Consider the following 21,837-nt stretch of genomic DNA (forward strand, 5'->3'; position numbering starts at 1 on the left):
CGGCCGTTGTGCACGGCAACACTTCGGTCGCGAAGTGTGTGCCGTGTTGATCTCCGGGTAGGGGCCCGGGGACCCGCGGGGCACGGCGCGCGGACCAGGCGGACGGGAGCAGCAGATGGCGGTGCACGGGACGGTGCAGGGCACGCGGGAGATCAACCGGGCGGTGGTGACCGGCGGCGCGGGGTTCCTGGGCTCCCACCTGTGCGAGCAGCTGCTCGAGCGGGGCGTCGAGGTGGTCTGCCTGGACAACTTCCTGACCGGCTCCCCGCAGAACGTGCTGCACCTGATGGAGCACCCCGGTTTCCGGCTGGTCCGCTGCGACGTCACCGACTACGTGCACGTGCCCGGCCCGGTCGACCTCGTGCTGCACTTCGCCTCCCCCGCCAGCCCGCTGGACTACCTGAAGATGCCGATCGAGACCCTCAAGGTCGGCAGCCTGGGCACGCTGCACACGCTGGGCCTGGCCAAGGAGAAGGGCGCCCGCTTCCTGCTGGCCTCCACCTCCGAGGTCTACGGCGACCCGCTGCAGCACCCCCAGCGCGAGGACTACTGGGGCAACGTCAACCCGGTCGGCCCGCGCGGGGTCTACGACGAGGCCAAGCGGTTCAGCGAGGCCCTGACCACGGCCTACCGCACCTCCCAGGGCATCGACACCGCGATCGTGCGGATCTTCAACACCTACGGCCCCCGGATGCGCGCGGACGACGGCCGGGCCATCCCCGCCTTCGTCGGCCAGGCGCTGTCCGGCCGGCCGCTGACGGTGGCCGGCGACGGCTCCCAGACCCGGTCCATCTGCTACGTCGACGACACGGTGCGCGGCATCCTGGCGCTGGCGTTCAGCGGCGAGACCGGGCCGATGAACATCGGCAACCCCGACGAGCTGTCGATGCTCGAGCTGGCCCGCTGGATCGTCCGGCTCACCGGGTCGGAGTCCGAGGTCGGCTTCATCGACCTGCCCGTCGACGACCCCAAGGTGCGCCGCCCGGACACGACCCTGGCCGCCGAGCGGCTCGACTGGCACCCCAGCGTGTCCTCCGAGGAGGGCCTGCGGCGCACCGTGGCGTGGTTCGCCGCCCAGCGCGACGAGGCCGCCGCCCAGGCCGGCTGATCGACTCCCCCGACTCCGCCACGGAGCGTCACCGACCGCACGCAGCGGGCAGGATCGGCCGCCGTCGACCGCCCAGAACTGGGTAGAGTGCCGAGGCGACGTGATGCCTGCGTCGGCCCGCGGATCCGCTGGGCACCTGTCCACGGAACCCGACACGACGGAGAACCCAGATGGGGCGGCACGCCCGTACTCCCGCCCGTTCCGGGACGGCCAGCCGGCCGGCCCTCCTCGCCGGGCTCGCGGTCGTGGTGGCCGCTGCCCTCGTCGCCGGCGCCGCCTGGTGGGTCTCCGGCTCGGACGACGGGACGGCGGAGGCCGCCGGCTGCGAGGAGACCGAGACGGTCCGCGTGACGGTGGCCCCGGAGCTCGGCACGCTGGTCCGGGACCTGCTGGCCGACCCGCTGCCGCTGGGTGGTGACGCGTGCGCCGTGGCGGACGTCGAGGCGACCGAGCCGCTGCAGACGCTGGCCGCGCTGGGCTCCCTGGGCGCCGACTCGCTGCCCCAGGTGTGGGTGCCCGACTCCTCCCTCTGGGCCGCCCGCGCCGGCAGCGCCGACCTCGAGGCGGCCGGGTCGCTGGCCACCTCACCCCTGGTGCTCGCCACCAGCCGCGCCGCCGCCGACCAGCTCGGCTGGACCACCGACCCGCCCAGCTGGGGCGAGGCCCTGACCACCGGCCGCCCGCTGGCCGTGCCCGACCTGGCCGCCAGCGCCGAGGGGCTGTCCGTGCTGGCCGCCGTCCGGCAGTCGCTCGGTGGCGGGGAGGACGCGGACAACGCCGTCGTCGAGGCGGTGCTGGCCGCCGGGCGGGGTGACGTGCCCACCGTCGCCGACGCGCTGGCCACCGGGACCGAGGGCGGGGCCGACGCACCGCTGGTGCCGGTCAGCGAGCAGGAGGTGCTGGCCGCCAACCGCGCGGCCGGCTCCGACTCCCTCGTCGCGATCTACCCGAGCGAGGGCTCCCCGTCCCTGGACTACCCGGTGCTGCGGCTGCCCACGGCCGAGGAGGACTCCGCGGCCGTCGACGCGGTGGTCGACGCCCTGACCGCGGCCTCGGCCGGTGAGCAGGCCCGAACGGCCGGCTTCCGCGACGCCGGCGGGGCCGCGCCGGAGGGCGCCGGTCCCGGCACCGGCGTGCAGGAGCAGGCGCCGCAGGCCCTGGAGCTGGACGCCGCCGCGGTGCAGGGCCTGCTCGGCCGGCTGTCGAGCCTGGCCACCCCGTCCCGGCTGCTCACCGTCATCGACGTGTCCCAGTCGATGAGCGCCCCGGCCGGCGACGGCACCCGGGCCACCCTCGCCCGGGACGCGACCAAGAGCGCGCTCACGCTGCTGCCGGACTCCTACTCCGGGGGGGTGTGGGCCTTCGCCTACCAGCTCGACGGCGAGCGCGACTTCGTCGAGCTGGCCCCGCTGCGCACCTTCGGCGCCGACGTCGGCGGCCAGACCCACCGTGAGCTGATCGACCAGCAGTTCGACACCCTGCCGAACCTGCTCTCCCCCGGCGGCACGGGGCTGTACGACACGACGCTCGCCGCCGTGCGCGCCGCCCGGGAGGCCTACGACCCGAACTCGGTGAACAGCGTCGTGCTGATCACCGACGGGACCGACGACGACGACGCCCAGGGCACCGACCTGCCCGCGCTGCTGGACACGCTGCGCGCCGAGGCCGACCCGGAGCGACCGGTGAAGGTCATCGGGATCGCGCTCGGCCCCGACGCCGACCTCGAGGCGCTGGAGCAGATCGGTGCGGCGACCGGGGGCGCGGCCTACCAGGCGCTGGACCCCGAGGACCTGCAGGGCGTGCTGTTCGACGCCATCCGCCGCCGCGGCTGAGAAGGTCCCCCTGCGGGGTCCCTGCGGAGGGGCCGAAGGGCTCCGCGTGGGGCCGGGGTCAGGTGCGGGCGAGGAGGTCGTCGAGGGCCTCGGTGACCTCGGCGACGGTGACCCGGGCCAGCGCCGGGTCCAGCGTCGTCCCCCACGGGTCGCCGGTGCCGTCCCCGTGCCAGCGGACGACGTGCTGCGGTCGGGGCGGCGGCCCCCACAGCGCCGGGGACACCGGGCCGAAGAGCACCACGGACGGCCGGCGGTAGGCGGTCGCCAGGTGGGCCACCCCGGTGTCGCCGCAGACCACGACCCGGGCGGCGGCGACCACCGCGGCCAGCTCCAGGGACGTCGTCCGGCCGGCCAGCACCGCCTCCGGGCCCAGCCCGGCCTGGGTGGCCACCGCCAGGGCCAGCTCGCGCTCGGCCGGGCCACCGGTGACCACCACCTCCAGCCCGGCCGCGTCCAGGTGCCGGGCGACGGCGGCGAACCGCTCGGCCGGCCAGCGCCGGCCGGGGAACGCGGCGCCGGGGTGCACCACCGCGACGTCGCGGACGGGCGGCTCGACGTCCGGCACGGCGAGGTCGAGGGCGTCCGGGTCGCAGTCGACGCCCAGCCCCTCGGAGACCAGCCGGCACCAGCGGTGCACCTCGTGCTCGTCGGGGTGCCAGGTCGGCCCGGGGTAGCCGGGGCTGTCGAAGGTGAGCAGCCGCTGCGGGTGCAGATCCGCCACGACGACGTGCGAGGCCGGGCCCTTGCCGTGCAGGTCGACGGCGAGCTCCGGGGGCGGGCCGGCCCAGTCCAGCGGTTCCAGCTCGACGGCGGGCAGCACCTCGTCGACGGCGTCGATCAGCGCGGCCAGCGGCTCCAGCGCCCGGGTGGTGGCCAGCACGAGCCGGTGCCCGGGCACAGCGGCCCGGATGCCGCGGATCGCCGGCACCCCGGTGAGCAGGTCACCGAGCCCCAGCGGCCGCAGCACGACAGCCACCGGCCTGCCGTCCGCAGAAATGGCCATTTCTGCGGGCCGCGACGGCGACCTCACGAGTCGACAGGGGCAGAAATGGCCATTTCTGCCCTGGCTCGGTCGTTCACACCCGGGAGCGCTCGACCAGGGCGGTGGTCGAGTGGCCGTCCAGGTACGGCAGGACGACGGCCTGCCCGCCCCACGTCTGCAGCACCGCGGCCTCGGGGAGGTCCGCGCCGGCGTAGTCGCCGCCCTTGGCCCACACGTCCGGCCGCACGCGCTCCAGCACCTGGGTCGGGGTGTCCTCGTCGAACACGACGACGGCGTCCACGAACTCCAGGGCCTCCAGCACGCGCGCCCGGTCCGCGGCGGTGACCAGCGGGCGGGACGGGCCCTTGAGCCGGCTCACCGAGGCATCGGAGTTGATGCAGACGACCAGGCAGTCCCCGAGACCGCGGGCGGCCCGGAGGGTGGCTACGTGGCCGGCGTGCAGCAGGTCGAAGCAGCCGCCGGTGGCCACGACCGTGCCACCGGCCGCGCGCACCCGCCCCAGCAGCGCGGTGAGCCGGGACGCCGGGTCGGGGGCGTCAACGCCGGCCGCCGCGACGGCCGGCTCCGCGTCCCAGGCGGTGGCCCCGCCGCGGGCGACGAACGCCCCGGCCGCGGCGACCGCGGAGGTCACCGCCTCGCCGGTGACCGCACCCCCGGCGAGCGCCACGGTGACCGCGGCGGCGAAGGAGTCACCGGCGCCGCACGGGTCGCCGCCGGTGACCGGCGTGGCGGGCACGACCATGGGGGCGCCCTCGCCGTAGGAGAGCAGCGCGCCGCGGGCACCGAGGGTGATGGCGACGGCCCCCACCCCCCAGTGCGCGATGAGCGCCTGCGCGCGGGCACCGACGGCGGCCAGGCCGTCGCCGGTCGCGTCGAGCTCGGCGACCCGGGCGGCCTCGGCACCGTTGGGGGTCACCAGCCGCGCCGAGGGCACGGGGTCCGCACCGCGGGGGTGCGGGTCCCAGACCACCGGGCCCGAGGCGGCGGTGAGCGCGGCGCGCACGTCGGGGGCCGACGTCGTCCCGCGGCCGTAGTCGGCGACGAGGACGGCGGCCGCGCCCCGGATCGCCTCGGCGGCGGCGGCCGGCAGCTCCCCGAAGGTCGAGACCGCTCCCCCGCTGTCCAGCCGGGCGACGGAGTGGTCGCCGACCCGGATCCGCTGCTTGACCGGGGTGGTGCTGCTGGCCGGGATCTCGATCAGCCGGACCCGTCCGTCCAGCAGGGCGCGCAGCCGGGCGGCGCCCTCGTCGTCGGCGAGCGGGGTGACCAGCACGACCTCCCGGCCGCCGGCGGACCGCGCGGCCAGCACCGCGGCCAGCGCGGCCCCGCCCGGGCGTTCGCGGGTGTCGACGTCCTCCACCACCGGCACCGGCGCGTCCGGGGTCAGGCGGGAGGCGGTCCCGACCAGGTCGACGTCCAGCAGGGCGTCCCCGACCACGACGATCGGCCGGGCGGCCGCGCGGGTCACTGGACCACCTCGACGTGGTTGCTGGTCGAGATGCGGGGTGAGTCGGCGAGCACGGCGGCGTCGAACGCGGCGCACAGCAGGTGCAGCGCGACGAGGTGGCACTCCTGCACCGTCGCCGTCCACGGGGAGTCGATGGCGACCGTCTCGTCGGCGACGGCGGCCAGCGGGTTGGGCGCCGGCCCGGTCATCGCCAGCACGGTGATCCCGCACTCGCGGGCCCGGCGGGCGGCGGCGACCGCGTTGGGGCTGCGGCCGCTGGTCGACAGCAGCACCAGCACGTCGCCGTCCCGGCCGTGCGCCTCGACCTGCCGGGCGAACAGCTCGTCGGCCGGGTAGTCGTTGGCGATGGCCGTGAGCGAGGAGGTCTCGGCGGTCAGGCAGATCGCGGAGAACGGCGGGCGGTCGGCGCGGTAGCGGCCCACCAGCTCGGCGGTGAGGTGCTGCGCCTGGGCGGCGCTGCCGCCGTTGCCGGCGGCCAGCAGCCGGCCGCGGGACGGCCCGGTCAGCACGTCGGCGAGCAGCCGGCCCCAGCGGTCCAGCGTCTCGACCTGCTCGGTGAGCCCGCGGAGCGCGGCGCTCAGCGAGGCGACGTGGTCGTGCCCGGTGAGGTGGGTGCAGGTGTCGGGCGAGACGACCTCGAGGTCCGAGGACGGGGCGGTGCTCATGACGGTCCTTCCTCCAGCGAGGGGGTTCATCGGGCGGCCTCCACGGGGCTGCGGGCGGAGAGCACCTGCCGGTAGACGGCGTCGGTGTCGGCGACGACGCGGGACCAGCGGTAGCGGGTCCGGGCCCGGGCGACGCCGGCGGCGCCGTAGGTGCTCCGCCGTTCGTCGTCGACGAGCAGCGCGGCCAGCGTCCGCCCGAGGGCAGCGGGGTCGCGCGGCGGGACGAGCTCGCCGGTCACGCCGTCGGCGACGGTGTCGACCAGCCCGCCGACGGCGGTGGCCACGACCGGCCGGCCGCACGCCATCGCCTCCAGCGGGGTGATCCCGAACGGCTCGTACCAGGGCACGGCCAGGACGACGTCGGCCGATCGGATCCAGCCCGGGACGTCGGCCCGGGAGACGGCGCCGGTGAAGACCAGCCGGTCGGCGACCCCCAGCTCGGCGGCGACGGCCCGCAGCCGGCCGACCTCCGGGTCGGTGTCCAGCTCGTCCGTCGGCGGGCCGCCCACGACGACCAGCTCGGCGTCGGGGACGGCGGCCAGCGCCCGGACGGCGTCCTCCTGGCCCTTGCGCTCGACCAGCCGGCCCAGCACAAGCAGCCGGGGGCGGCCCGAGCGCGGGGCGACCGGCCCGTCCGGGGTGAACTCGTCGGTGTCCACGCCGCACGGCACGATCGACACCCGGTCGCTGGGCAGCTCGAGCCGGCGCAGCTCGAACACCTCGTCGCTGCAGGTGGCGACCACGTGGTCGACGTCGCGGCACAGGCCGCGTTCCAGGTCGATCCGCTGCTCCGGGGAGGTGTCGGCGTCGCCCTGGTGCCGGCGCTTGACCGACCCGAGGGCGTGGAAGGTCTGCAGCACCGGGATGTCGAGGCCGGCCGCGGCCTGCACCGAGGCCAGCCCGCTCATCCAGAAGTGGGCGTGCACGACGTCGGGCCGGGTCTGCGACCACTCGGCGCGCAGCACGTCGGCGAAGGTCGCCATGTGCTGGAGCAGCTCGTCCTTGGGCACGACCCGGGCGGGACCGGCGGCGACGTGCGCGACGTCGTAGCCGTGGGCCGTGGTCACCCGGTCCGGCAGCGCGGCGTCGTCCCGGCGGGTGTGCACCGTGACGTGGTGGCCGCGCTGGGCCAGGCCGGCGGCGAGCGCGGCCACGTGCACGTTCTGCCCGCCGGCGTCGACGCCACCGATGGCGGCCAGCGGCGAGGCGTGCTCGCTGACCAGGTCGATCCGCATCGGATCACCTCCTCGTGGGACGCCACCGACCGGGCGGGGTGAGCCGGGTGCGGGGGTGCTCATCGGGTCACCTCCGTCAGCAGCGCGTCCCAGTCGGCGAGGAACCGGTCCAGGCCGTACCGCTCCAGCGCGGCGGCGCGGGCGGCCTTGCCGGCCAGCCGGGCGGCGTCCGGGTCGTGCACGAAGTCCCGGACCGCCTCGGCCAGCCGTTCGGGCCGGGTGGAGAGCACCCCGGCCTCGGCCGGCACCGCCTCCACGGCCTCGGTGGTGGCCAGCCCGACGACCGGCATGCCCAGGTGCATGGCCTCCAGCAGCGACAGCCCCAGCGACGTCCAGCGCACCGGGTGCACGTAGACCCGGCGGCGGGCGAGCTCGTCGTGCATCGCGGCCTGCGGCGGGTCGTCGTGCAGGCCGACCCGGTCGGGGTCGAGCCCGTAGCGCTCGTACAGCCCGGTCAGGCCCATCCCGAACACGTCCAGCGGCGCGGCGGCGGACAGCAGCGGCAGCAGGTCGCCGCCGGTGTACCGGCCCCGGCGCACGGGCTCGTTGACCACCACCCCGGCCCGGGCCAGCTCGCCGGTGTAGCGCTCGCCCGGGTCGACGATGCCGTGCTCGATGACGGTCGTGGGCGCCGAGCCGTTGTCGTAGAACAGCTGGTTGAAGAAGGTGACGTGGGCGATCGGGATCGCCGACTGGTCGGCCAGCGGGTGCCGGGTGTTCGGCACCGCCCCGTCCGGGGCGTTGTGCTCGAGGAAGACGGCCGGGAGGTCGCGGCCGGGCTCGCGGCCCAGCCACTCCCGGACCAGCTCCAGGTCACGGGTGCGCTGCAGCACGACGACGTCGGGCTGGTCCTCCCGCAGCTGCTCGGGCGTGACCTCGCGGGCCGACGCCGGCCACTCCCAGGTGCGGGCGCGGCCCAGCCCGTCGGGGCCCCGGTCCGGGGTCACCGGGAGCAGGTAGTCGTGGGTGCCCTGGACGAACGACGTCGTCCAGGAGCCGTGCACGTGCCAGAGCAGGACCTTCATGAGGCGACCACCTTGTCGACGGCGGCAACGACGTCGGCTGGGCTCACCGACGAGAGGCAGGGGTGCCCCGGCACCGGGCACTCACGGGCCCGGGTGTCGCGGCAGGGGGCGGACTGGTCGCCCAGCAGCACGGTGGGCACGCCGTAGGGCGCCCACCGGACGGCCGGGACGACCGGGGAGAAGAGGGAGACGACGGGGGTGCCGACGGCGGCGGCCAGGTGCGCCGGGCCGGTGTTGCCGACGACGACGGCGGCCGCACCGTCGAGCAGCGCGGCCATCTCGGCCAGCGTCGTGGCGCCGCCCAGGTCGGTCCCGCGGGTGCCGGCGATGGCCGCGGTCAGCGCCCGCTCCCCCGGCCCGCCGGTGACCAGCACCCGCCAGCCGGCGTCGGTGAGCGCCTCGACCGCCCCGGCGCAGTGCCCGGCCGGCCAGGCGCGCGCCGGCACGGAGGCCCCGGGGTGCAGGACGACGTAGCCCGGCGCCTGGCCGGTGGCCGGCAGCGGACGGCGCACGGCGAGCAGGCCGTCGTCCCCGGCGGGCAGCTCGAAGCCGGCGGCGCGGGCCAGCGAGAGGGCCCGCTCCGGCTCGGGGAGGTCGTCGTCCACCCGGTGCCGGACGTCGAGCAGCGAGCCGGGGTAGTCGACGCTGATGGCCGAGATCCGCCCCACCCCGGCGGTGCGCAGCAGCAGCGCCAGCGGCAGCGGCGACTGGTGGAAGCTGGTGCTGACCACCGCCTCGTCGACGCCCAGCGCCCGCACCCGGTCGACCAGCGCGGCGAGGTCGTCGGCGTCCACCGGCTGCGGCGAGCCGTCGATCCACGGGCAGTGCCAGGTCAGCACGTCGTCGACGCCGGGCAGCAGCTCGGCGGCCGCCGTGCCCTGCGGGCTGGCCAGGAAGACGACCCGGTCGGCGCCGGCGGCCACGGCCCGCACCAGCGGCCCCTGCAGCAGCACGTCACCGGCGTTGTCCAGCCGGGCGACCAGGACCGTGCGGGTCACCAGGCGCCCGCCAGCACGTCCTCGACCGCCTCGACCAGGGTGGGCGCCCGGTGTGCCGCGGCGGTGACCTCGGCGGGGCGGGTGACCGTCGTCGGCACCAGGATCGACGCCGCGCCGGCCGCGGTGGCGGCTCCGACGTCGGCACCGATGTCCCCGATGACGACGACGCGGCCGGGGTCGACGTCGAGCTCGGCGCAGGCCGCCTTCACCATGCCGGGGGCCGGCTTGCGGCAGTCGCAGCCGTCCTCGGGGGCGTGCGGGCAGACCTGCACGGTGTCGAAGGGGCCGAGCAGCTCGGCGACGCGCGCGTTGACCGCGTCGGCCTGCGCCCGGGTGATGAGGCCACGGCCCACGCCGGACTGGTTGGTCACCAGGCCGATCCGCACGCCGCGCGCCCGGAGCGCGTCCAGCGCCTCACGGGCGCCGTCGACCGGCCGGACCTGCGCCGGGTCGCCGTTGTAGGGCACGTCGTGCACCAGCGTGCCGTCGCGGTCGAAGAGGACCAGGTCGGGCAGGCCGCGCCACGGCGTCACGGTGCGGTGCTGCACGGCGCCGCGCAGGAAGTGCCAGCTGGCCAGCGGCGGGATGAGCGCGCTGGTGGCGAGCATGGTGGTGACCTCGGCGCGGTCCCGCGGGCCGGGGGCGATCCGCGCCCAGGCGAACTCGGCGGTGCCGGCGGCCCAGCCCAGGGCCGCGAGCGCCGCGGCCCGGGGCCGTCCCACAGCGGCCAGGCCGAGCGCCGCCAGGGCCGCACCGGAGACGGCGAGGTGGCGGGGGCGGCGGCCGACGGCGGCGTCGGCGCGCTCGCGCCAGGTCGGCCCGTGCAGCCGGCGCATGAGGACGTCGTCGGCGTTGCCGGCCTGCACCCGGGCGGACACCCAGCGGTCGGTCGGCCGGACGGGGTGGGTGATCCACCGCTCGCCGCGGGTCAGCGTCGAGCCGGTGTCCATGACCCGCAGGGCGAGGTCGGAGTCCTCGCGGAAGGCCCGGGGGAAGCGCTCGTCGAAGCCGCCGACCGCGGCGAGCGCGGACCGGCGGTAGGCCAGGTCGGCGGTGATCCAGCTGCTCGTGGCCAGCCCCGCGGTGCCGCGCTCCCAGTCGGTGGGCCGGCGGTCGGCGGGCAGCGGCACGCGGACCCGGCCCTGGGTGCCGGCCACGTCGGCGGGCAGGGCGGCGAGGTCCTCGGCGAGCCGGTCGTACCAGTCGGGGTCGGGGACGACGTCGTCGTCGAGGAAGGCGATCCACTCGGTGCGCGCGGTGCGCCACCCCAGGTTGCGGGCCACCGCCGGACCACCGCCCCCGGTGCGCACGACCCGGACCGGCGGCAGGCCGGGGCGCTCCGGGCGCAGTGGCTCCCCGGTGGGCCGGTCGTCGACCAGCACGATCTGGGCCGGCCGCGGACCGGGGGCGCCGGCCAGGGCGTCGAGGAGCACGTCCAGCGACGGCCGACCGATCGTCGGCACGACGACCGTGCAGTTGCGCAGGACACCCTTCATGCCCCGATCGTGCCCGGAAGATCGTTCCCGAAACACTACGGGCTTTAAGTTTCCCGGCCGTTGGCTCTCTGTCACCCGGACGAGGGTCCCGCACCGTGCGGGACGACCCGCACCGGGCGGGGTCGAGCCGGGTGCGCACACGGCTCGACCCTCCCGCGCCCGGGTCGACCGGGGCAGGGACGGGCGGTGCCGGTCCCTGCCGTCAGCGGGGGCGGCGGGTGGCGGAGGACACCCGGGCGAGCGCGTCGGTGACCACGGCGGCGTCGTCCCCGAGCATCGTGAGCAGGTGCGCCACCAGGTCGTCGTGGGTGGACGTCGCCGCCCGGACCCGCTCCCGGCCGGTGTCGGTCAGCCGGGCGTGCAGCAGCCGCCGGTCGCCGTCCAGTCGCTCGCGGGTGACCAGTCCGTCGTCGACGAGCCGGTTGACGGTGCTGGTGATCCCCGGACGGGAGAGGCCGACGGCATCGGCGAGGTCGCCCATCGAGGCGTGCTCCTGGGGGGACTCGGCCACCCGGCGCAGCACCTCGAAGCCGGTGAGGGACAGCCCGTGCTGCCGGTGCAGCGCCGAGTCGACCCGCCGGGTGATCCGGTCGTGCACCTGGACGATCCGCAGCCAGGTCTCCGGGGCACTCGGCCCCGCGGCCGCCAGCCCCCGCACGTCCCGGGGCACGCCTCGGGGTGGTGCGCCGTCGTGCAGCTGGTCCCTGGGCTGGTCCATCGCTGGGTCCACGTCTCCTTCGTACTGCTCGTCCCGGTGCCGTCCGCCGTGCTGCCCGCTCAGCGTCGACCCCCCGGGTGCCCGCTGCGCGCCCGGCGCACGCCCACCAGCCCGAGAGACCCCGCCGCGGTGAGCAGGACCAGGCCGGCGGCGAGCACCGCCGGGGAGCCGGTCTGCTCGGTCGCCGCGGCGGCGCGAGCGGCCACCCGGAGGCCGACCTCGGCCGTCGCCGCGGACTCCCCGCCGACGAGCTCCAGCGTGGCCGCACCCAGCGCGGTGCCGCGCGGGATCTGGACGACCGCCTCGACGCTGCCGTCGGCCGCCGCGGTGACGGTGCCGAGCAGCTCGGTGCCGCCCGCCATGCGGACGTCGACCGTCTCGCCCGGGTCGAAGCCGCTGGCCCGCACGGTCACCACCCCGCCCGGCGACACGATCGCCGCCGGCGCCGCTGTACCGGGGTCGGCGGGGAGGGACGGGGCGCTGGGCTCGGAGGTGGGCTGGGTGCGGGTGGGCTGGGTGCGGGTGGGCTCGGTGCCGGTGGGGTCCGTGCCCGTGGTGTCGGTGGAGCCCGTGCCCGGGGGTTCCGTGCGGGTGGGGGACGGCGCGCGCGTCCCTGTGCCACCCGGGCCGCTCGACCGCGGCCCGGACGGGCTGGACGGCGTGGGGCCGGCCGTCGTGGGGGTCGGCGTGCTGGGCGGCGGCGAGGTGCTGGGCCCCTCGGGTGACGGCGGGGGGCTGGACGGCGCGGAGGGCGTCGGCGTGGCCGTCGGCGACGGCGGAGCAGTCGGCGTCGGGTCCGGTGCGGGGGTCGACGGGACCGGGGACCCCGACGGCTCGGGATCCGGCGTCGGTGCCGAGGTCGGCGCGGGGGGCTCCGTGGTGGGCGGCGCGACCGCCGCGCAGTCCTCCTCGCTGGGCCGCGTGTAGGTCCGGAACTCCAGCGGCGGCTCCGTCGTGCCGTCCGGGTCCGCGACCGTGACCGACACGTCGACGGTGACGCCCCAGTCGACGTCCCCGCTGGTCAGCTCCACCTGCTCACCGGGGAGGAGGTCGGCGGCGTCCTGCTCCTCGACCCCGTCGAAGACCAGGGCGACCCGGTGCGGCTCGGTGCCGTTGGTGACCTGGACCCGGACGACGGCCGGACCGCAGCTGGGGCCGTGGGTGACGGTCCCGGTCGGCCGGCGGGGGTCCTCGAGGGCGGCGGCGGGACCGGCCGTGACCACCCCGGCGGCCAGGACGGCGCCGAGGGCGAGGCCGACGGTCCGGGCGGCGGGCCGCACCGGGCGGGCGGACGAACACGTCAGCGGCACTGCGGTCCCCCGTTCTCCGGCGCTCGACGGACGACTGCTGCGCGGCGCACCGTCGTCCTGCCCAGGAACTCCCTCCACCATGCCCGGTGGTCCGGATCCGCCGCGAGCTCGCCACTCCCGTCACTTCCGTCCCACAGGCGTGTCGCAGCTGGCGTGTCGGACCGACCGCCCGGCCGGCCCGCGCCCCGATCCCGGTCCCGCCGGTCGACGCCGGTCCGGGGTGCGAGACGCAGGTCACTACGGTGACCGGATGACCTCAGCGGCAGGGACCGGGCGGCGGCGGCAGGACGTGGTCTACCGGGCGGGGGTCTACGGCCGGCACCCCCGGGTGCCCACCGTGTATCGGGCGCTGGCGCGGGAGGCCAAGCGCCGGCTGGACGCCCGGGCCTACGGCTACGTCGCCGGCGGCGCCGGCGACGAGGCCACCCAGCGGGCCGACCGGACGGCGTTCGACCACTGGTCCGTCGTCCCGCGCGTGCTGCGCGACGTCAGCCGCCGGGACACCTCCGTGGAGCTGTTCGGACGGCGGCTCCCGGCCCCGGTGCTGCTCGGGCCGGTGGGCGCGCTGGAGCTGGTGCACCCCGAGGGTGACCTCGCCGTCGCCCGCGCCGCCGCGGCGGTCGGGGTGCCGATGGTCTTCTCCAACCAGGCGTCGGTGCCGATGGAGACCACCGCGGCCGCGATGGGCGACAGCCCGCGGTGGATGCAGCTGTACTGGTCGACCTCCGACGAGCTGGTCGAGAGCCTGCTGGGTCGCGCGGAGGCCGCCGGCTGCGACGCCGTCGTCGTCACCCTGGACACCACGATGCTCGGCTGGCGCCCCCGGGACCTCGACCTCGGGCACCTGCCGTTCGCGCTGGGCAAGGGGATCGCCCAGTACACCTCCGACCCGGTGTTCCGCCGCCTCGTCGAGGAGCGGGCCGCAGCGGCCGGTACACCGCGGGACCCCCAGCCGCGGCCGAACGCCGCCGCCGTCCGCGCGCTGGTGGGCATGTCGCGGGCGTGGTCGCGCGCCACCGGCATGCCGATGCGCGAGGCGCTGCGGTCACCCCTCCCCCGCGCGGCCGTGGAGGTCTTCCTCGGCATCTACTCCCGGCCCTCGATCACCTGGGCCGACCTCGCCTGGCTGCGCGAGCGGACCCGGCTGCCGATCGTGCTCAAGGGCGTGCTGCACCCGGACGACGCGCGGCGGGCGGTCGACGAGGGCGTCGACGGGCTGGTGGTCAGCACGCACGGCGGGCGGCAGGTCGACCGGTCGATCGCCGCCCTGGACGCCCTGCCCGACGTCGTGGACGCGGTCGCCGACCGGGTGCCGGTGCTGTTCGACAGCGGGGTGCGCAGCGGTGCCGACGTGCTGGTGGCCGTCGCGCTGGGCGCCCGGGCGGTGCTGCTGGGCCGGCCGTACGCCTGGGGCCTGGGGGTGGCCGGCGAGGACGGCGTCCGCCAGGTGGTCGAGGACGTGCTGGGCGAGTTCGACCTCACGCTCGGGCTGACCGGGCACACCGCGGTGGACCAGCTCTCCCGCGAGGTCCTGCGCCGCCGCCCCTGACCACCGGGCCGGGAGGTCGGACTGTGGACGCTAGAGCTCTGGTGCACCAGTGCAGTCAGAGCACGAGCACCGCCGGTTGAACTCTTGGCCAGCCGGCGTTGATGGCGCTGGATGCAGGGTCGAGCGCGGCCGCTGCCGCGGCGGGATCGACACCGCGCGGCCCACCGCACCCGGTCGCCGAGCCAGGTCATCCACCCCGCCGAGGCTCCACCGTCGCTGCGACCCGCGCCTCTCCCGCCGCGGTGCACGTCCTTGTGCTGGCGGGCACACTGGCCCGTATCCCCTCGACCACCGGAGACGCCCGTCGTGCCCGACCCCGACGTCATCCGGACGAGGTGCCAGCTGCGGGCCGTGGGTGCCGGCGACCGGCGCCGGCACCCCGGCGGGCGAGCCCCCGGCACCGCCACCGGACGGTGCTGACCCGATGACCGTCCTGCTGGGCCTGGAGGCCGCCGAGCACAGTGGCGGGGACGACGGCGCGCTCCGGCTGGCCGCCGGGCTGGCCGGCGCGGAGGGCTCCCCAGTCGTCGTGACGACGGTCGTGCCGCTCGACCCACCGCAGGCGACGGCCTCGCGGCTCGACCGCGAGTACCGGCAGTGGCGGGCCGCACTGACCGCCACCCGCCACGCGGAGGCGCTCACCGCACTGCGGAGGGCCGGGGTCGAGGACGTCCGCGCCGCCGTCGTCCCGGCGTCCTCGGTGCCCGCCGGTCTGGTCGAGTCCGCCCACCGGTACGGGGCGCGGCTGATCGTGCTCGGCGCCGCGACCGAGGCGCCGGCGGGCCGGTTCGCGCCCGGCTCGGTCGCCGAGCCGCTGCTGCACAGCTCGCCGGTGCCCCTGGCGCTGGCTCCGCGGGCGTGGTCGGCGCCGGCGGAGCCCACCGGGCTGACCTGCACCTGGGCGGACGCGGCCCGCTCCTCCGACGCGCTGTCGGCCACCCGAGCACTCGCCGGGCGCTGGGGAGTGCCGATCCGGCTGGCGACGTTCGTGCCCGAGCGCGCCGCCCTGCTGCCGTCCGAGACCGGCCTGCCGCTGGAGCACGTGGTCAGCGAGGAGTGGGCCGGCCAGGTGCAGGGCTCCCTGGACGACGTCGTGGCGGACTGGTCCGGCCCGTGGCCGGCCCCGGAGACCGTGCAGGGCCGCGGCGCCGGCTGGGCGGGGGCGGTGGCCGCGGTGCCCTGGCTGCCCGGGGACGTACTGGTGCTCGGGTCGTCACGGCTCGGCCCGGAGGGGCGGGTCTTCCTCGGCTCGACGGCGACGAAGATCCTGCGGGCCGCGACCGTCCCGGTGCTGGTGGTGCCGCGCGGTGAGGGCGGCGCGCCGCCGTCGACTTGACCGATGGCTGTGGCCTGAGTCACAGTTGGTTCGGGCGGGGGAGCCGGCAACGAGTGGCTCTCCACTGCTGGAGAGACCGACCAACGCGGCCAGACCGTCAGCACCGGCCCCCCGCCCCTCAGCCTCTCCCCCGTGCGGTCGATCGACTCCTACCGGTCCGCCGACTCCGACGCGGCGTTGCCGCTCGAGCCCCTGCCACCTCGCACCCAGGTCCGTGTCCTACAGCGGACTGAGTGAGCCGAGATGGGCTCCGGCGCAGCACCGGGGTCGGCTGCGGCGCGGGTGCAGCCTCCGGCTCGGGAGCGGGCTCAGGGAGCCGGGACCGGCTCCGGCATCCGGAGTCGGCTGCGGCGCGGGCGCGGGCCCCGACTCAGGGGCGGGCTCAGGGAGCCGGGACCGGCTCCGGCGCAGCGTCCGGAGTCGGCGCGGGCGCGGGCCCCGGCTCAGGGGCGGGTTCAGGGAGCCGGGACCGGCTCCGGCGCCGCGTCCGGAGTCGGCTGCGGCGCGGGCGCGGGCCCCGGCTCCGGGGCGGGCTCCGGGGCCGGGGCGGGGGTTGGCTCAGGTACCGGCGCCGGGTCGGGCTGGGGTTCTGGCGCGGGAGTCGGGGCAGGACCCGGCTCGGGGGTCGGCTCCGGGGTCGGCTCGGGCGACGGCGTCGGCGTCGGGTCGGCCACCGGAGTCGGGTCGGGCACCGGAGTTGGATCGGGCGTGGGAGACGGATCGGGCGTGGGAGACGGATCGGGCGTGGGAGACGGCGTCGGCTCCGGCACAGGCGTCGGCTCCGGGGCGGGCTCGGGAGCAGGGGCGGGCTCCGGGGCCAGCACCGGGCTGGGCTCCGGCGTCGGTTCCGGACGCGGCTCGGGAGCCGGCTGCGGTGCCGGCTCAGGCTGGGGCGCGGGCCGGCGCACCGGCGGCGGGGGCGCGTAGTCGGCCCCGTTGCTGACCAGGATCGTCACCTGGCCACCCGGCGGGACGGATCGCCCACCCGACGGGGACAGCCCGACCACCCGGCCGGCGGGCCGGGCGCCGTCCACCACCTGGCGGACGACCTGGAAGCCACGCTCGGCCAGCAGCCCACGGCACCAGTCCGCCCAGGCGCCGACGCACCCGCCCGGCACGGTGGCGCGCTCGCTGCGCAGGTACTGGGGGTCCGGCGGCGGGAAGGCCGCGACCGGCCGGCTGGTGAGCACCGGCGCCATCGCGTCGTGCCAGATGGTGGCCGCCTTGCCGCCACCGAACCCGCCGACGTCCTGGTTGCGGACCGGGTCGTAGACCATGACGCTGGCCGCCAACTGCGGCGTGTAGCCGACGAAGGTGACCGAGTAGTTGCCCTGGCTGGTGCCCGTCTTACCGGCGATCTGGTGGCCGGGGACGTACGCCCGGCGACCGGTCTGCCCGGGGAAACCGGGCTCGACGTCCTTGCGGAGGGCGTGGGTGAGCGTGTCGGCGATGCCCGGCGCGATCACCTCGGGCGTGCACTGCGGGCCGCCGACCAGTGGCTGGCCGTCCGGGCCGGCCAGCGGCTCGCCGGCCCGGTCGACGATGGCCTCGACCAGCCGGGGCTCGCAGTGCGTGCCGCGAGCGGCGAGGGTGGCGTAGGCGTTGGCCAGGGCCAGCGGGCTGGTCGGCTCGGCGCCGAAGGTGAACGAGCCCCGGTTCTCCGCGATGACCTGGTCGGCGATCGGGTCGAGGCTGGCCAGCCCGAGCCGCTGGGCCACCCGGACCGGCGCCTCGACGCTGCCCAGCGCGTCCTCCAGGGCGAGGAAGTAGGTGTTGGAGGAGCGGTAGAGGGCCTGCTCCATGTCCAGCCGGCGCGGGTAGTTGCCGGCGTTCTCGACGTCGTAGGGGCCGTCCCCGTCGCGGTAGACCTCGGAGACGTAGGGGTCCGGCGTCCGCAGCTGGAAGTCCAGGCCGAAGCCCTGCTCCAGCGCGGCGGCGGCGGTGAAGACCTTGTAGGTGGAGCCGGCGCCCTGGCCGGCGGCGGCCGGGAGGTCGACCGTGGTCTGGGTCGGGTCGGCCTCGTCGAGCCCGTAGGTGCGGTTGACCGACATGGCCAGCACCCGGCCGGTACCGGGCTCGACGTTGACGTAGACGGCCGCGCGGGGGTCGTCCAGCGCCAGGGTCTGCACCACGGCGGCGTCCCCGGCCCGCTGCAGGACCGGGTCCAGGGTGGTCCGCACGGTCAGCCCGCCGGCCTGCAGCTGCTCGGTGGTCAGGCCGTACTGCTCGGTGAGCACCTTCAGCAGGTGCCCGCAGAAGAAGCCGCCGATGGTCGCCTCGGTGCACCCGTTGGGGGCGCTGCCGCCGTCGATGACGCCCAGCGGCTCGGCCGTGGCGGCGTCCGCGGCGGCCTGGTCGAGCAGGCCGACCTCGGCCATGCGGCGCAGGACGAGGTCCCGGCGCTGCTTCGTCGGCTCGGGTGCGGTCACCGGGTCGTAGTAGGCCGGGCTGCGGACCAGCCCGGCCAGCATCGCGGCCTGGGCGGCGGTCAGCTGGTCGGCGGTGGTGCCGAAGTAGCGCTGCGCGGCGGCGGCGACCCCGTAGGCGCCGTTGCCGAAGTACACGGTGTTCAGGTAGCGGGTGAGGATCTCGTCCTTGCTGTACTGCGCCTCCACCGCCAGGGCGATCTGCGCCTCCCGCAGCTTGCGGCCGACGGTGTCCGCCGTCGCCGCGGCCCGCCCGTCGGCGTCCTCGGCCATCTGCAGCCGCAGCTGCTTGACCAGCTGCTGGGTGATCGTCGACCCGCCCTCGGCGACTTCGCCGGCGGCGATGTTGCGCGCCAGCGCGCGCAGCAGCCCGCGGGAGTCCACCCCCGGGTGGTCGCGGAACCGGGCGTCCTCGATGGCGATCAGCGCGTCCTTCATCACCGGTGCGATCTGCTCGCCGGTGAGCGGGTTCCGGTTGCGCGAGTAGAACTCGGTGATCAGCGAGCCGTCCGCGGCGAGGACGCGGGTGTTGCCCGGCAGCCGGGTGTCGACGGCGGCGGTCTCCAGCGGGCGTACGAGGGCGGCACCCTGCTGGGCCAGCGCGCTCGCCCCGCCGATCCAGGGCGCGACGACCCCGGCGACCAGCCCGCCGGCGACCACGAGGGCGAGGAGCAGGCGGAGCAGGACGACGCCGCGACGCCGTGGACGCGCAGCGGCCGGCTCGGCCGCCGGCAACAGCCAGGGCTGCCCCTCCCGGGGCCGACGTCCTGCTGCGGCGATGACCTGCACCTCTTCCGGCGACGGGCAGCCGACTCTTGCCCGCCGGCCACGGTGGGTTCTCCCCACGGTGCTCCGGGACGCCCGGCCCATGCACGCCGGCGGTACTTCTCAACGCGATCGTCATGTTCGCCGCACTGCCGGACGGGGCGGCGGCGCGCTCGGGCCGGGACGTACGGTCGCTCGGGTGACCGCTGCGCAGGAGCTGCTGACCGAACGGGTCCAGGGCGTGCTCGACGTCCCGTTGCACGCCTGGCTCGGCCTACGGCTGGCCGACCCGGCCGACCCGGCGGCCGGGCTGGTGCTGCCGGTCGGACCCGCGACGTTGAACAACGGCGGGGTGCTGCACGGTGGACTGGTCGCGGCCCTGCTGGACGTCGCGGCCTACGTCCGCCTGCTCCCCCACCTGGGCCCGGGAGAGAACGCGGTGACGCACGACGCGACCAGCTCGCTGCTGCGCGCGGTGCAGCCGGGCGCGGAGCTGCGGCTGACCGGCACGCTGCTGCGGCTGGGCCGATCGGTGGCGTTCCTGCGCGCCGAGGCGAGCGTCGACGGGGAGCTCGTCGCCGCCGGCCAGGTGACGAAGACGGTGCTGCGCCCCCGATGAGCACGGCCCAGCCCCACGCTCCTGACGACGACCGGAGAGCCGCACCGATGACCAGCACCCGCACCCCACCCGGGTTCGCCGCCCGGCTCAAGGAGGCGACCCAGGCCGACCACACCGCGGCGGAGGGCTCGGGGTTCGTCACCGCACTGCTCGCCGGGGAGCTCCCCCGCACCGCCTACGCCGACCTGCTCACCCAGACACATGCCGTGTACGCGGTGCTGGAGGAGGCCGCCGCAGCCCAGGCCGCGTCCCCGGAGGTGCGCCCGTTCCTGCACCCGGGGCTGGTCCGGCTGCCCGCGCTGGAGGCCGACCTGGCCTTCCTGTCCGGCCCGGGGTGGCGGCGCGAGCAGGTCCTCCTGCCGGCGACGGAGTGCTACGTGGCCCGGCTGCGGGAGGTCGCCTTCGACTGGCCGGCCGGGCTGGTGGCCCACCACTACCTGCGCTACCTCGGCGACCTGTCCGGCGGGCAGATCATCCGCCGGCTGGTCAGTCGCACCTTCGGCCTGGACCAGGACGGCGTGCGGTTCTACGTGTTCGACCAGATCCCCAAGCCCAAGCCGTTCAAGGACGCCTACCGGGCGGCGCTCGACGCCGCGCCCTGGAGTGCCGCGGAGCAGGACCGGGTGATCGCCGAGGTGTCGCTGGCCTTCCGGCTCAACGCCGACGTCTTCGCCGACCTGGGCGCGCGACACGGCGTGACCGCCCCGGCCTGAGACGCCCAGAGAACACTGCGGCCCCGCACTCGCCAGAGTGCGGGGCCGTGGTGCTGTCTCAACCAGACGTGCGCCCGAAGGGACTCGAACCCCTAACCTTCTGATCCGTAGTCAGATGCTCTATCCGTTGAGCTACGGGCGCGTGGTGCGTGTTCAGTTGTTGCGCGGAGGCTCCGGGATTTGAACCCGGGATGGGGATTAACCCAAACCGCATTAGCAGTGCGGCGCCATAGACCGGACTAGGCGAAGCCTCCCGGGGACCGGGTTGCCCCGGAACCACCGAGGGGAAAGGTTACCAGCGCGTGCGGGCGGCTCCCAACCGGGGTCGGGAGCCGCCGTCGATCAGGCCGGGACGGCGGCCCGCTGGGGCGCGGAGGGCAGGTCAGGACGGCGTCCGGGCACCAGCGTGACCGCCACGGCCAGCGCAGCGGCACCGGTGGCCATCATGAGGGCGCCGGCCACCCCGGCCGAGGTCTCGATCAGCGCACCGCCGACCGCGGCACCGATCGCCGAAGCGCCGAAGGTCACGGTCGACAGCCAGGTGAAGGCCTCGGTGACCGCGGACGCGGGTGCGATCGACCCCACGAGGGAGCTCTGCACGGTGAGGGTCGGGGCGATCGCCGTCCCGCCGAGGAAGAGCAGTGCGCCCAACACCCACGGGTCGGAGATGGCCGCGAGCGGCGCGAGGCCGATCGTCACGCCCAGCAGGCACCAGCGGTACTGGCGGGGCAGGGAGGCGCTGACCACCCGGGCACCGAACCAGAGGCCACCGCCGGCCGAGCCCAGGGCCCACACCGCCAGCAACAGCCCGGAGATGCCGGGAGACCCCGCGTCGTCGGCGAACGCCGGAACCGCGACCTCCAGCCCGCCGACGCCGAACATCAGTGCGGTGCCGCTGAGCAGGACCCGCGGCATGCCCGGCGTGGTCACCGTCGACAGCAGCCGTCGGGATGCGCTGACCACCGGCTGCCAGGCGCGCATCGGTGCGCTCGTGGCGATCCCTAGCGCGCCGAGGACGCCGAGCACACCGGCCAGACCGAGGGCGACCGCGGGGCCGGCGACGAAGGTCAGCGCCGCGACCAGGGTGGGGCCGGCCACGAACACCAGCTCGGTGGCGGTCGCGTCCAGGGCGTAGGCCGTGGGGCGGACGCGGACGTCGACCCGCGACCAGAGCGCCCGCACCGTGCCGGAGACCAGCGGGGTGGCGGCCCCGACCGCGGCCGCGGCCGCGAACACCCACGGCAGCGGCGCGCGACCGAGGACGGCGGCGGCCACGAGCGCCAGCAGCAGCGGGTAGCCCACGGACTGGGCGAACAGCACCTGGCGCGGGCTGCGCCGGTCGGCCAGCCGGCCCAGCACCGGGGCCATCGCCGCGGTGGCGATGCCGTACGTGGCCGAGACGCCGCCGGCGATCGCGTACGAACCGGTCTGCTCCTGCACCATGAGCAGCAGTGCGAGCGGCACCATGGAGGAGGGCAGTCGCCCGGCGAACCCGGCGAGCAGGAGCACCGGGGCGGACGGCAACCGCCACACGGCGAGGTACGAACGCATGACTGGCTCACTTCGAGACG

At 76.6% G+C, this 21,837-nt stretch carries 17 protein-coding genes and 2 tRNA genes; 6 read left to right on the forward strand and 13 right to left on the reverse strand.

Annotated features, from left to right (window positions below; all coding sequences use genetic code 11):
* Window positions 1-115: 115 nt before the first annotated feature.
* Window positions 116-1,108, forward strand: coding sequence for a UDP-glucuronic acid decarboxylase family protein (locus FB380_RS03775; RefSeq protein WP_166753907.1), 993 nt, complete (start codon window positions 116-118; stop codon window positions 1,106-1,108).
* 170 nt (window positions 1,109-1,278) lie between these two features.
* Window positions 1,279-2,940, forward strand: coding sequence for a VWA domain-containing protein (locus FB380_RS03780; RefSeq protein WP_166753908.1), 1,662 nt, complete (start codon window positions 1,279-1,281; stop codon window positions 2,938-2,940).
* A 58-nt stretch (window positions 2,941-2,998) separates the two neighbouring features.
* Here the strand turns inward: FB380_RS03780 and FB380_RS03785 are convergent, their stop codons facing one another.
* The 9 genes from FB380_RS03785 to FB380_RS03825 all read right to left on the reverse strand — a co-directional run bounded on the left by FB380_RS03785 (window position 2,999) and on the right by FB380_RS03825 (window position 12,858).
* Window positions 2,999-3,916 (reverse strand): glycosyltransferase family 9 protein, encoded by a 918-nt coding sequence (locus FB380_RS03785; RefSeq protein ID WP_229681960.1) that lies wholly within the window; start codon window positions 3,914-3,916, stop codon window positions 2,999-3,001.
* A 100-nt stretch (window positions 3,917-4,016) separates the two neighbouring features.
* A complete protein-coding gene (gene rfaE2, locus FB380_RS25805) occupies window positions 4,017-5,411 on the reverse strand; it encodes a D-glycero-beta-D-manno-heptose 1-phosphate adenylyltransferase (protein WP_166753909.1) in 1,395 nt (464 codons plus the stop codon).
* Complete coding sequence (locus FB380_RS03795; RefSeq protein WP_166753910.1) at window positions 5,408-6,076, reverse strand: D-sedoheptulose-7-phosphate isomerase; 669 nt, start codon at window positions 6,074-6,076, stop codon at window positions 5,408-5,410. Before FB380_RS03795 ends, rfaE2 begins: the two co-directional genes overlap by 4 nt.
* A gap of 26 nt (window positions 6,077-6,102) precedes the next feature.
* Complete coding sequence (locus FB380_RS03800; RefSeq protein ID WP_166753911.1) at window positions 6,103-7,311, reverse strand: glycosyltransferase; 1,209 nt, start codon at window positions 7,309-7,311, stop codon at window positions 6,103-6,105.
* 59 nt (window positions 7,312-7,370) lie between these two features.
* Complete coding sequence (locus FB380_RS03805) at window positions 7,371-8,336, reverse strand: glycosyltransferase (protein ID WP_166753912.1); 966 nt, start codon at window positions 8,334-8,336, stop codon at window positions 7,371-7,373.
* A complete protein-coding gene (locus FB380_RS03810) occupies window positions 8,333-9,334 on the reverse strand; it encodes a glycosyltransferase family 9 protein (protein ID WP_188959545.1) in 1,002 nt (333 codons plus the stop codon). The genes FB380_RS03805 and FB380_RS03810 overlap by 4 nt, the downstream gene beginning before the upstream one ends.
* A complete protein-coding gene (locus FB380_RS03815; RefSeq protein ID WP_166753913.1) occupies window positions 9,331-10,830 on the reverse strand; it encodes an HAD-IIIA family hydrolase in 1,500 nt (499 codons plus the stop codon). Before FB380_RS03815 ends, FB380_RS03810 begins: the two co-directional genes overlap by 4 nt.
* Window positions 10,831-11,032: 202 nt before the next feature.
* Window positions 11,033-11,548 (reverse strand): MarR family winged helix-turn-helix transcriptional regulator, encoded by a 516-nt coding sequence (locus tag FB380_RS03820; RefSeq protein ID WP_166753914.1) that lies wholly within the window; start codon window positions 11,546-11,548, stop codon window positions 11,033-11,035.
* A 59-nt stretch (window positions 11,549-11,607) separates the two neighbouring features.
* Window positions 11,608-12,858, reverse strand: coding sequence for a hypothetical protein (locus tag FB380_RS03825; RefSeq protein WP_166753915.1), 1,251 nt, complete (start codon window positions 12,856-12,858; stop codon window positions 11,608-11,610).
* Window positions 12,859-13,108: 250 nt separating this feature from the next.
* Between FB380_RS03825 and FB380_RS03830 the strand changes: the two genes are divergently transcribed.
* Complete coding sequence (locus FB380_RS03830; RefSeq protein ID WP_166753916.1) at window positions 13,109-14,407, forward strand: alpha-hydroxy-acid oxidizing protein; 1,299 nt, start codon at window positions 13,109-13,111, stop codon at window positions 14,405-14,407.
* A gap of 424 nt (window positions 14,408-14,831) precedes the next feature.
* Complete coding sequence (locus FB380_RS03835; protein WP_166753917.1) at window positions 14,832-15,743, forward strand: universal stress protein; 912 nt, start codon at window positions 14,832-14,834, stop codon at window positions 15,741-15,743.
* Between the two features lie 455 nt (window positions 15,744-16,198).
* Here the strand turns inward: FB380_RS03835 and FB380_RS03840 are convergent, their stop codons facing one another.
* A complete protein-coding gene (locus FB380_RS03840) occupies window positions 16,199-18,958 on the reverse strand; it encodes a penicillin-binding protein (RefSeq protein ID WP_229681961.1) in 2,760 nt (919 codons plus the stop codon).
* Between the two features lie 175 nt (window positions 18,959-19,133).
* Here FB380_RS03840 and FB380_RS03845 point away from each other — a divergent pair, with 175 nt between their 5' ends.
* A complete protein-coding gene (locus tag FB380_RS03845; RefSeq protein ID WP_229681962.1) occupies window positions 19,134-19,553 on the forward strand; it encodes a PaaI family thioesterase in 420 nt (139 codons plus the stop codon).
* Between the two features lie 47 nt (window positions 19,554-19,600).
* The gene (locus FB380_RS03850; RefSeq protein WP_166753920.1) at window positions 19,601-20,266 is read left to right on the forward strand and encodes a biliverdin-producing heme oxygenase; all 666 of its coding nucleotides are present in this window, start codon (window positions 19,601-19,603) and stop codon (window positions 20,264-20,266) included.
* Between the two features lie 69 nt (window positions 20,267-20,335).
* Here the strand turns inward: FB380_RS03850 and FB380_RS03855 are convergent.
* The 3 genes from FB380_RS03855 to FB380_RS03865 all read right to left on the reverse strand — a co-directional run bounded on the left by FB380_RS03855 (window position 20,336) and on the right by FB380_RS03865 (window position 21,817).
* Window positions 20,336-20,408, reverse strand: a tRNA-Arg gene (locus FB380_RS03855).
* 23 nt (window positions 20,409-20,431) lie between these two features.
* Window positions 20,432-20,520: transfer RNA gene (locus tag FB380_RS03860), tRNA-Ser, on the reverse strand.
* Between the two features lie 88 nt (window positions 20,521-20,608).
* Complete coding sequence (locus tag FB380_RS03865) at window positions 20,609-21,817, reverse strand: MFS transporter (protein WP_166753921.1); 1,209 nt, start codon at window positions 21,815-21,817, stop codon at window positions 20,609-20,611.
* Window positions 21,818-21,837: the final 20 nt, after the last annotated feature.

Origin of the sequence: Modestobacter marinus (genome assembly GCF_011758655.1) — a bacterium.
Classification (GTDB): domain Bacteria; phylum Actinomycetota; class Actinomycetes; order Mycobacteriales; family Geodermatophilaceae; genus Modestobacter; species Modestobacter marinus.